The following is a 12,579-nucleotide window of genomic DNA, read 5'->3' on the forward strand; positions in this document are numbered from 1 at the left end:
GTAATTCCTCCTTAAAGATCTTACTTTTTGTCTCCAAGAACTTCGTCAGAAATGTTCTTAGGTACTGGTTCATAGTGGTCAAATTGCATAGAGTAGTTAGCTCTACCTTGTGTGTTTGAACGAAGTGATGTTGCATATCCAAACATCTCTGCTAGTGGTACATAACTTGTTATGATTTGTGCACCATTTACAAGTTCCATACCTTCCATTCTTCCACGTCTTGAGTTTATATCTCCGATAACATCTCCCATGTATTCTTCTGGAGTTGTTATTTCTACTTTCATTGTTGGTTCAAGAAGTACCGGATTTGCTTTTGCAAGTGCATCTCTTAATGCCATAGATCCAGCAATCTTAAATGCCATTTCTGAAGAGTCTACATCGTGGTAAGAACCATCATATAGTTCAACTTTAACGTCTAATACTTCATATCCACCAAGTACACCTGATTGCATTGCTTCTTCGATACCTTGTTGTGTAGGTCCGATGAATTCCTTAGGAATAGCACCCCCAACAATGTTGTTTTCGAATACAAATCCTGAACCCGGTTCAAGAGGTGTAACTCTGATCTTACAGTGACCGTATTGTCCACGACCACCTGATTGACGAACATATTTACCTTCGCCTTCAGAAGCTGTAGTAATAGATTCTCTATAAGATACTTGTGGATTACCGATATTTGCTTCAACTTTGAATTCTCTTAAAAGTCTATCTACGATAATGTCAAGGTGAAGCTCTCCCATACCTGCGATTATAGTTTGACCTGTCTCTTCGTCAGTGTATGTTCTGAATGTTGGGTCTTCTTCTGCTAATTTTTGAAGTGCAATACCCATTTTTTCTTGAGATGCTTTTGATTTTGGTTCAATAGCAACAGAAATTACCGGTTCTGGGAATTCCATTTTTTCAAGAATTACTTTTGATTTTTCATCACAAAGTGTATCACCTGTTGTAGTGTCTTTTAGACCAACAGCTGCAGCGATTTCTCCTGCATATACTTCATCAATTTCTTCTCTCTTATTAGCATGCATTAAAAGAATACGTCCGATTCTTTCTCTCTTACCTTTAGTTGAGTTATATACATAAGAACCTGATTTCAATACCCCAGAGTAAACTCTAAAGTAAGCTAACTTACCAACGAATGGGTCAGAAACTATCTTAAATGCTAATGCTGATAGTGGTTCTTCGTCTGAAGCGTGTCTTTCTATAGGTTCTCCGTCATCATCAGTTCCCTTGATTGCCGGAATATCTAATGGTGATGGTAGATAATCTATAATAGCGTCAAGAAGTAATTGTACCCCTTTGTTCTTATAAGAAGATCCACAAGTACATGGTGTTATCTTAACATCTACTGTACCTTTTCTTATAGCTTTTTTAATTTGCTCTTTAGAGATTTCTTCACCTTCAAGGTATGCCATCATAAGTTCTTCATCAAACTCCGCAACCTTGTCAATCAAGTTTTCTCTATATTCTTCTGCTTGAGCTTTATATTCTTCAGGAATGTCAGTAACTTCAATTTCTGTACCGTCATCATTCTTGTAGATTTCAGCTTTCATTTCTACAAGGTCAATCATACCGATAAATGTGTCTTCAGCTCCCATTGGGATTTGAATAGGCACCGGGTTGCCTTGTAATTTTTTATCTATTGTAGCAACTGATCTAAAGAAATCAGCTCCTGTAACGTCCATTTTATTGATATGTGCAATTCTAGGCACACCATATCTATCTGCTTGTCTCCAAACAGTTTCAGATTGCGGTTCTACACCACTCTTTGCATCAAACAAGGCTACTGCACCATCAAGAACTCTTAGAGATCTTTCTACTTCTACAGTGAAGTCAACGTGTCCCGGAGTATCAATGATATTAAGTCTATGATTCTTCCAATTTGCAGTTGTTGCAGCTGAGGTAATTGTGATACCTCTTTCTTGCTCTTGTTCCATCCAATCCATTTGCGCTCCACCTTCATGTGTTTCGCCTATTTTATGGATTTTACCTGAATAATAAAGTATACGTTCAGTAGTAGTGGTTTTTCCGGCATCGATATGAGCCATGATACCAATATTTCTTACTCTATTTAAAGGTATATCACGAGCCATGGGCTTCCTCCCTTACCATCTATAGTGAGCAAATGCCTTATTGGCTTCTGCTGTTCTATGCATTTCTTCTTTTCTCTTCACACTTGCTCCTAAGTTGTTAGATGCGTCAAGTATTTCTTTCGCAAGTCTTTGAGCCATAGTTTTTTCACCTCTAGCTCTTGCATACTTAACCAACCATCTTAGTCCAAGTGTTTGACGTCTTTCAGGTCTAACTTCCATAGGTACTTGGTAAGTAGCCCCACCGATTCTTCTTGCTTTTACTTCTAATACAGGCATTACATTATTAAGAGCTTTGTAGAATACTTCTAAAGCTTCTTCACCTGTTTCCCCTTGAATATTTTCAAGAGCATTGTATACAATTCTTTGTGCTGTACCCTTTTTACCATCTAACATTACGTTATTGATAAGTTTTGTGATGATTACATCATCATAAACAGGATCAGCCATTACTTGCCTTTTTTGGATGTGTCCTTTTCTTGGCATAACTTCCCTCCTTAACTATTTAGTCGATTCATTGGTACTCGATTAACGTAAGCCAAAAAATCTATATAAAGAATGTTAAATCAAATCAATCTTATTTCTTAGGTCTCTTAGTACCGTATTTAGATCTTGATTGTTTTCTGTTGTCAACTCCAGCTGTATCAAGTGTTCCACGAACAATGTGATATCTAACCCCTGGAAGGTCCTTAACTCTTCCACCTCTGATAAGTACAACACTGTGCTCTTGTAGATTGTGTCCTATCCCTGGGATATAAGCCATTACTTCGTATCCATTAGTAAGACGAACTCTGGCTACTTTTCTAAGCGCTGAGTTAGGTTTCTTAGGAGTTACTGTTCTAACTGCTACACAAACCCCTCTCTTTTGTGGTGAGTTTACTTCTGTTTCAACTTTTCTTAGTGAATCATAGTTAACATCAAGAGCTGGTGACTTTGATTTAGTTTCAATTTTCTTTCTACCTTTTCTGATTAATTGGTTAATAGTTGGCATTCTTTCACCTCCATAAAATTAGTAAATTCCAACACACACATTAAGACTACCTTTAAAGGTAGTCTTAAATAGCTATCAAAATACTCAATAAGTATATCATTCAACCTGTTTTAAGTCAACTTTATTTAGCCAATATTTCTCTAATTTTGTAGCTTTAGAATACTTATAACCAAAAAAAGACCTAAAATATATCACAAAAGGTATTCTTAGGTCCTAAAAATTTAAATTATTTATTTTAGATTAAGTCCAACTACTAAAATACTAAACTGTATTCTCAAAAATTTTCTAAAAACTTTTATAACTCCTTCACTATAAATTTTTAATCTCTTCAGGAACTTCTATCTTTTCAAGTTGATTTATTTTTTCATAATTTCCGCTTTGTTTTAACTGTGTAACTTCGTCGTTCTCCTTATTTAAAAAGCGTGCTTCCCACTCAAATGAAATAGGCTGATATGTATCTTTTTCAAAAGAAAATTCAGCTCTTATTGAAGTTAACTCTCCTATAAATGAATTGCTCTCATCTTTTCCAAAAAGAATATTTTCAATTTCACTTATATTATCTGAGTTGGACTCAAGCTTTAATATATAAATATCTTGCGACTCTACGATTTCATAATAACTTTCAAGATTTTCCAAAATAGAGTTTGAATCAAATGTAGTTTTTGCAACAAAAGTAGGTATGTCTTCTTTATTGTCGTTCATATCGTCAATTGTTTTCTTATTCCATTCCCCTTTGTTTTCTCTATAAAAATTCTCTTTGTCTATGATATAAACTTCGCTTTCATTTTTAGTGTTATCACTTATGCCTTCCCATTTTGCGTGATATATCTTAGGCTCCCTTATCATTTCAACAGTCCCATTTGAATTAGTTACTTCTTTTTTCTCATCAGACTGAGCATTAAATGTCGCTTCACTTTTAGTCTTAACAACATAACTCATTAAATCTTTTTCTCTTAATAATTTTGAAAATACTTCTTTTTTGTTTACAGCCTCAGTATCTTCACTCAAATTGCTTTTTGTCCCTTGTGAACAACCTATCAAAAACATTACAACAATTAACGTAACCATCAAATATTTTTTCATAGAAACCTCCCTATACTTTGCTTTATTTATAACTAACCCCTGTAATTTATATTTATCAATTATAATTTTGCCATCGTGAAACTTCTTATATCTTTTCTAAGCGACACCATTAAACAAATATATTCCTCTATTTTTCTTCACTCTATCACACAATCCCAGTAAAGTAAACTTTTTTAAACATACTTTTATTAGTAATTATATTTTCTTATCCAAAAGCATACAAAAAATCCGCCAGATTTCTCCGACGGATTTTATTTCTATTCTACTACTACTTCTTCTTCAAATTCATTTTCATCAATGAATTCTGAATTTTCAAGAAGTAAATAATTTTCTTTTAATTTTTCATCTACATCTAGTTGTACAAGTTTATTTTGTCTTGCTCCTGTACCTGCAGGAATTAACTGACCTATTATGATATTTTCTTTAAGTCCGTGTAATTTATCTTCCTTGCCTTTTATCGCTGCATCTGTAAGAACTCTTGTTGTTTCTTGGAATGATGCTGCTGATAAGAATGAATCTGTAGCAAGTGAAGCTTTAGTTATACCAAGTAGATTAACTTCTCCGATAGCAGGATTTTTACCTTCTTCTATCATTTGTTTGTTAGTCAACTTGTATTCAGTTGCATCAACCAATGAGCCTGGTAGGAATTCTGTATCCCCCGGATCATCGATCTTATACTTAGACAACATTTGACGTACTATAATTTCAATATGCTTATCGTTGATGTCTACCCCTTGAAGTCTATAAACTCTTTGAACTTCTTTAACGATGTATTCTTCAACTCCCTTAGCTCCCATTACTCTCAATAAGTCTTGAGGGTAAACGGAACCTTGAGTAAGCTCTTGTCCTTTTTCTACATAGTCGCCATTTTTAACTTTAAGTCTTGCCCCGTAAACTATGTTGTAGCTATGAGATTCTCCATCTCTTGGCGTTACAACAACTTCACGCTTTCTGTTTTGCTCTCTAATTTCAACTGTCCCCTCAACTTCTGAAATAACTGCTAATCCCTTAGGCTTTCTAGCCTCAAAAAGTTCTTCAACACGAGGAAGACCTTGTGTGATGTCCGCAGCAGATGCAACCCCACCAGTGTGGAAAGTTCTCATTGTAAGCTGAGTACCAGGTTCACCTATTGATTGAGCTGCTATTACCCCTACAGCTTCTCCAATGTCAACGTGGTTTCCAGTTGCCAAGTTACGTCCGTAGCAATGAGCACAAACTCCTGTCTTAGCTTTACAGCCTAATACAGTTCTAACTTTAACTTCTTTTATTCCAGCTTCAACTATTTTTTCTGCATCATCATCAGAAATTTCGTGGTTTGCGTATACTAATACTTCTTTAGTTTCAGGATGTACGATGTCTTCAAAAGAATATCTTCCTTCAATTCTATCTTTTAATCCTTCTATAAGTTCTTTTCCATCCTTGAAATCTCTTGCAACTAAATACTCGTCAGTTCCACAGTCTTCTTCTTTGATGATTACTTGTTGAGCAACGTCTACAAGTCTTCTTGTCAAATATCCAGAGTCCGCAGTTCTAAGTGCTGTATCCGCAAGTCCCTTTCTGGAACCATGCGCTGACATGTAGAATTCAAGTACTGAAAGTCCTTCACGGAAGTTAGATGTAATGGGAACCTCGATAGTTCTACCAGATGGAGAAGCCATCAAACCTCTCATTCCGGCCAACTGTCTGATTTGGTTCTTAGAACCTCTGGCTCCTGAGTCCGCCATGATGTAAATATTGTTAAGTCTATCAAAGCCTTCCATTACATCGTCTGTCAAATCATCTGTAGCCTTGTTCCAAATGTCTATTACCTTTTCATATCTTTCTTCGTCTGAAATCAAACCTCTACGGAATGCTTTTTCGTATTTATCTACTTCAGCTTTAGCTTGAGCTAAGATTTCAGGTTTTGATTCTGGTACCTCAACGTCGCCCATTGAAATTGAAATAGCTCCAATAATTGAATAGTGGTATCCATTTTCTTTTATATTGTCAAGCAATTTAGCGGTAACTATATTGCCATGTTTTTTGTAAGTTTTTTCTATTATCTTGCCAAGCAACTTTTTATCAGTTACTTTATCTACTTCAAGAGAATATTTATCGACATTTCTGTCAACAAATCCAAGGTCTTGAGGTATGAAGCTGTTCATTATAAATCTACCTACTGTAGAATATACAATTTTACCCCATCTGTCATTTTCATCAGCGTATCTTCTAACTCCTACGTGAGCTTGTAGATGTAAGAAACCTGCATAGTATGCATGCATCATTTCATCTTCGCTGGTAAATACCATTCCATCTCCTTTTTTAGATTCCCCTATATCTAAAGTTAGATAATAAGAACCTAAAATCATATCTTGAGTTGGAGTTGCGATAGGTTTACCATCTTTAAGGCCTAGTATATTGTTTGTAGATAGCATAAGAAGTCTTGCTTCTGCTTGTGCTTCTGTTGACAGTGGTAAATGGACAGCCATTTGGTCCCCGTCGAAGTCGGCATTATATGCTGTACATGAAAGTGGGTGAAGTTTAATAGCCTTTCCTTCTACAAGCACTGGTTCAAAAGCTTGAATACCAAGTCTGTGAAGTGTCGGTGCACGGTTTAGAAGTACTGGATGGTCTTTTATTACTTCTTCAAGCACATCCCAAACTTCTTCCCTCGTTCTCTCAACCATTCTCTTCGCACTCTTGATATTGTGTGCATAACCTTGTGCAACAAGTTCTCTCATTACAAATGGTTTGAACAATTCAAGCGCCATATTCTTTGGAAGACCGCATTGGTAGAATTTAAGATCTGGGCCTACTACGATTACTGAACGTCCTGAATAGTCAACACGCTTTCCAAGTAAGTTTTGTCTGAAACGACCTTGCTTACCCTTTAGCATCTCGGAAAGAGATTTAAGCGCTCTGTTTCCAGGTCCTGTAACAGGTCTTCCTCTTCTACCATTATCTATCAGTGCATCGACTGCTTCTTGAAGCATTCTCTTTTCATTTCTTACAATGATATCTGGTGCATTGATATCTAATAATTTCTTAAGTCTGTTGTTTCTGTTTATGATTCTTCTATAAAGGTCATTTAAATCGCTTGTTGCAAATCTTCCACCGTCTAATTGAACCATAGGTCTTATGTCTGGTGGGATTACAGGCACCGCTTCAAGTATCATCCATTCAGGTCTGTTACCTGATTGAAGAAAAGCTTCTATAACTTCTAATCTTCTTGAAATTCTAACTTTCTTTTGTCCTGTTGCCGCTTCTAATTCAGCGCTTAATAATTCAGATTCTCTTTGTAAATCTATGCTTTGAAGTAAATCCTTTATAGCTTCAGCTCCCATTTTAGCAGTAAATTGGTCGCCGTATTCTCTCTTGTATTCTCTGTATTCTATTTCTGTTAAAAGTTGTTTTTGATAAAGAGGCAAGTCTGCTTCTCTCTCAACATGAGTTACTATATAAGATGCAAAATAAAGAACTTTTTCAAGAGCTCTTGGACTCATGTCAAGTACAAGTCCCATTCTTGAAGGAATCCCTTTAAAGTACCAAATGTGAGATACTGGAGCTGCAAGTTCTATGTGGCCCATTCTCTCACGACGAACTTTTGCCTTTGTCACTTCAACTCCGCATTTTTCACACACTACACCCTTATATCTTACTCTCTTATATTTACCGCAACTACACTCCCAGTCCTTAGTAGGCCCAAATATCTTTTCGCAGAATAGACCTTCTTTTTCAGGCTTTAGCGTTCTATAATTTATAGTTTCCGGCTTTTTAACTTCTCCATAAGACCACTGTCTTATTTTTTCAGGTGAAGCTAGCCCTATTTTAATTGAGTGAAATAATTCGTGTTCGCTCAAGGAGCATTCTCTCCTTTCTGTAGCTTATAAATAAGTTACTCATCATCAGAGTCATCATAAGAACTAAAATCTTCTTCATAATGACCATCTAATTCATCTTCTTCGTTCTCTTCTTCATAACCTTCTTCAAGAGCCTCTATATCATCTGTAGAAATTCTCTTAATCGCACCTTGAGTAGGAGCTTGGTTATTTTCTATAAGGCCTTTTATCTCTTCATCATTATTTGAAATGTTATCAATTCTGTCTAAATCATCTTCGTCAACTTCAAGGTCAACATCTTGTCCGTATTCATCCAAAACTTTTATTTCAAGAGCTAATGATTGAAGTTCCTTAATCAATACTTTGAATGATTCAGGCACTCCCGGTTGAGGAATGTTTTCTCCCTTTACAATTGCTTCATACGTCTTAACACGTCCAACAATATCATCACTCTTTACTGTCAACATTTCTTGAAGAGTATAACTTGCACCATAAGCTTCAAGAGCCCAAACTTCCATTTCTCCAAATCTTTGTCCACCAAATTGTGCTTTGCCTCCAAGAGGTTGTTGCGTTACTAAAGAATAAGGTCCGGTACTTCTTGCGTGAATCTTTTCATCTACTAAATGGTGAAGTTTAAGCATATACATGTATCCAACAGTTACAGGGTGGTCGAATTCCTCACCTGTTCTACCATCTCTCAATTGAATTTTTCCATCTATAGGATATCCCGCTTGGCTCAAAGCCTTTTGAATATCTTCTTCGTTTGCCCCATCAAATACTGGAGTTGCAACATGCCAGCCTAGTTTCTTAGCTGCAAGTCCCAAGTGAACTTCCAATACCTGTCCAAGGTTCATACGAGAAGGTACCCCAAGTGGATTTAATACTATTTGTATAGGTGTACCATCTGGCATATAAGGCATATCTTCAGCAGGCATAACCCTTGAGATAACCCCCTTGTTACCGTGACGACCGCACATCTTATCTCCGACTTGAATCTTTCTCTTTGTAGCTATAAATACTCTGACCATTTCATTTACGCCAGGTTGAAGTTCATCTCCGGCTTCTCTTGTAAAAGTCTTTACATCTACAACAATACCTTGCTCTCCGTGAGGAAGTCTAAGCGAAGTATCTCTTACTTCTCTAGCCTTTTCTCCGAAAATAGCACGTAAAAGTCTTTCTTCAGCTGATAGTTCAGTTTCCCCCTTAGGAGTTACCTTGCCTACAAGAATATTTCCCGGTTTTACTTCAGCGCCTATTCTGATGATTCCTCTTTCATCCAAATCTTTTAACATATCATCGCCAACATTTGGAATATCACGAGTTATCTCTTCAGGCCCAAGTTTTGTATCTCTAGCTTCTGATTCATATTCTTCAATGTGAAGAGAAGTCAAAGTGTCATCTATTACTAAGTCTTTATTTACTAGCATCGCATCTTCATAGTTGTAACCTTCCCAGTTCATGAAAGCTATAAGTATGTTTTTACCTAACGCCATTTCACCCATATCTGTAGAAGGCCCATCGGCTATGATTTCGCCTTTTTTAACTTTTTGTCCCTTCTTTACGATAGGTCTTTGATTTATAGTAGTTCCTTGGTTAGCTCCGATAAATTTATGAAGTTCATATCTATCCTTAACTCCATCAGAATCCCTTCTGACAACTATTTCTGTGGCATCAACTTTAGTTATCTCACCATCTTCTTTAGATACAATAACTACCCCTGAGTCCTTAGCTGCTCTGTACTCAATACCAGTACCAATTATAGGAGCTTCTGTTTTTAATAGAGGAACTGCTTGACGTTGCATGTTGGCACCCATTAGGGCTCTGTTCGCATCGTCGTTTTCAAGGAAAGGAATCATTGCTGTACCTACTGCAACTATTTGTTGAGGAGATACGTCCATGTAAGTTACTTCCTTAGAGTCGAAGATATCTACTACCCCTTCATGACCCCTTGCAACTACTCTATCATTTATAAATTTTCCGTTTTCATCAAGTAACTCATTAGATTGAGCTATAATTTGCTCATATTCAACATCAGCAGTTATATATTCAATTTCATCAGTTACAATTCCTTCTCCAAATTTTACTTTTCTATAAGGAGTCTCTAAAAATCCGTATTCATTAATTCTCGCATATGTTGTAAGCGAAGTTATCAGTCCTATGTTAGGACCTTCTGGTGTCTCAATAGGACACATTCTACCATAATGGGAATTATGGACGTCACGCACTTCAAAGCCAGCTCTATCTCTGCTCAACCCACCAGGCCCTAGTGCAGATAGCCTTCTCTTGTGAGTTAATTCTGATAGAGGGTTATTTTGGTCCATAAATTGCGAAAGTTGTGATGACCCGAAGAACTCTTTAATAGCAGCTGTTACAGGTCTTATATTTATTAACGATTGAGGAGTTGTAGCATCTACATCTTGAACAGTCATTCTTTCACGTATAACTCTTTCCATTCTTGAAATGCCAATTCTAAACTGATTTTGTAAAAGCTCTCCTACAGATCTAATTCTTCTGTTTCCTAAATGGTCAATATCATCTACTACCCCAACGTTAAATGAAAGTCCAAATTCATAGTTTACAGATGCGATGATGTCATCTACAGTTATATGTTTAGGACTAAGTAGTCGATAATTTTTCTTTAATTCTTGTTTTAACTTTTCTTCATCGCCTTCAAATTCTTCTACGATTTCTTTAAATAGAGGATAATAAACTTTTTCTTTAAATCCTAACTCTTTTAAATCAAAAGGTAGTTCAAAATCATCTGGATATGCAAAATTATTTCCAATAACAATTACATCTCTATCTGGTTCATCTTCACGAATCGATTTAACAGTTACAATAAGTTTATTAATACCTGCATTTTCAACAGCTCTTGCCGTTTCTTCAGTGAACCTGTTTCCTTCTTCTACTATTATTTCACCAGTTTCAGGATTAACTACATCAGTACTTGCATAGTGTCCTTCAATTCTTGCTGAAATACCAAGTTTCTTATTGAACTTATATCTACCTACATGAGCTAAATCATATCTTCTATTGTCAAAAAACATGTTTTCAAACAATGATTCAGCAGACTCTATAGTAGGTGGCTCACCAGGTCTAAGCTTCTTATAAATTTCAAGTAATGCCTCATTTTTATTAGAAGTAGAATCCTTCTCTAAAGTCTTCAGCAATGCTTCACTTTCTCCTAATATGTCAGTTATTTCCATATTAGATTCGACGCCTATAGCTCTCATAAGAATAGTAACAGGAATTTTTCTTGTTCTATCAAGCCTTACATTTATAACGCCTTGAGCATCCGTTTCATATTCAAGCCATGCTCCACGATTTGGGATAACAGTCGCTGAATATAATTTCTTTCCGGTTTTATCTGTTTCTACTTTGTAGTAACTTCCCGGGCTTCTAACAAGTCGAGATACCACAACACGTTCTGAACCATTTATAATAAATGTTCCAGTTGGTGTCATAAGTGGTAGATCTCCCATGAACACTTCTTGTTCCTTAACCTCTCCAGTTTCAGTATTGATAAGTCTTACTTTAACTTTCAAAGGCGCAGAATAATTTGTGTCACGTTCCTTTGCGTCGTCTATTGAATACTTACGTTCTGCAGATACATAATAATCTACAAATTCAAGTATTAAGTTACCTGAGTAATCCTCGATAGGAGATACCTCATCAAAAACTTCCTTCAAACCCTCTTTGATTAGCCAATCAAATGAGGCTGTCTGCACTTCAAGAAGATTTGGTAAATTTTGTACCTCTGGTATTCGAGAAAAGCTCATTCTCTCTCTCTTCCCATATTTCACAGGATGTGCCAATTAATAATCACCCCTTAAATTCAAGACAGATTTACTGTCGCCTAATTTAGAGAACACTAATCCATTTTTATAATTTTGCAATTAATTATTTTAACATTGTTACACAAGTTTTGCAAGGATTTACAATGCTTTTTTATTTTTTAGAAAATAAATTTATATGTAAATAAAATAAACCTCAGTAGATTATTTATGATAATTCTAAATAAAAACGTGCTAATAATCAAAAATTATTAACACGCTCTATCTATTTTAATATGCCGTTTGGTTTTATAACGGTTTCTATTAATTTATTTTCTTCTTTAATTCTTATATACAGCACTATCATGTAAAGTGGAAGCACTACAATACTTGTGATTGTGCTATGACAAATCAATGCTATTCCTATAAGCTCAGGAATAATATTTAGAAAATAATTAGGATGCTTAAATGTATCAAACAACCAGTGGCTATTAAACTTATGTCCCTTTGCTATCATAAGTTTTACAGTCCATATTCCTTTTAATATATTAACCACCGAATACAAAACTACCATTGAAAATATTACTAATATTAGTCCTATCAAACTAACTTTATCAAATTCTACTTTCTTAACTAACGCTTCAACTAAACTACCAAAATAAAATAGTATGTGTAATATTGTTATTCGCTTAGTATTTGTAACTCCATATTCTCTTCCACCACTTGCTAATATCGCTCTTTCATTTTCTTTAGATATCTTTAAAAAAGCTAATCTTATGGCAAAAACTATTACTATAATTACATAAATAGAATATCTTTGCATAATA

7 protein-coding genes are annotated in these 12,579 nt (G+C 35.5%); all 7 read right to left on the bottom strand.

The window, feature by feature from the left end:
* Positions 1 to 20: 20 nt before the first annotated feature.
* On the bottom strand, positions 21 to 2,090 hold the full coding sequence (gene fusA, locus HMPREF9129_RS00455) for an elongation factor G (protein WP_004819166.1): 2,070 nt from the start codon (positions 2,088 to 2,090) through the stop codon (positions 21 to 23).
* Between the two features lie 12 nt (positions 2,091 to 2,102).
* Positions 2,103 to 2,573, bottom strand: a complete 471-nt coding sequence (rpsG, locus tag HMPREF9129_RS00460; RefSeq protein ID WP_004819168.1) for a 30S ribosomal protein S7 — start codon at positions 2,571 to 2,573, stop codon at positions 2,103 to 2,105.
* 91 nt (positions 2,574 to 2,664) lie between these two features.
* Positions 2,665 to 3,078: a 30S ribosomal protein S12 gene (rpsL, locus tag HMPREF9129_RS00465; protein ID WP_004819171.1), complete on the bottom strand. Its 414-nt coding sequence runs from the start codon at positions 3,076 to 3,078 to the stop codon at positions 2,665 to 2,667.
* Between the two features lie 309 nt (positions 3,079 to 3,387).
* Positions 3,388 to 4,161, bottom strand: a complete 774-nt coding sequence (locus tag HMPREF9129_RS00470) for a DUF6612 family protein (RefSeq protein WP_004819172.1) — start codon at positions 4,159 to 4,161, stop codon at positions 3,388 to 3,390.
* 257 nt (positions 4,162 to 4,418) lie between these two features.
* Positions 4,419 to 8,000 carry a DNA-directed RNA polymerase subunit beta' gene (gene rpoC / locus HMPREF9129_RS00475; protein ID WP_004819174.1) on the bottom strand — a complete coding sequence of 1,194 codons (3,582 nt, stop codon included), beginning with the start codon at positions 7,998 to 8,000 and terminating at the stop codon, positions 4,419 to 4,421.
* Positions 8,001 to 8,035: 35 nt separating this feature from the next.
* Positions 8,036 to 11,794 (bottom strand): DNA-directed RNA polymerase subunit beta, encoded by a 3,759-nt coding sequence (gene rpoB / locus HMPREF9129_RS00480; RefSeq protein WP_004819176.1) that lies wholly within the window; start codon positions 11,792 to 11,794, stop codon positions 8,036 to 8,038.
* 244 nt (positions 11,795 to 12,038) lie between these two features.
* The coding region (locus HMPREF9129_RS00485; protein WP_004819177.1) for an isoprenylcysteine carboxyl methyltransferase family protein at positions 12,039 to 12,579 on the bottom strand (541 nt) is incomplete at its 5' end.

The organism is Peptoniphilus indolicus ATCC 29427, from assembly GCF_000227315.1.
In the GTDB taxonomy this organism is placed as follows: Bacteria; Bacillota; Clostridia; order Tissierellales; family Peptoniphilaceae; genus Peptoniphilus; species Peptoniphilus indolicus.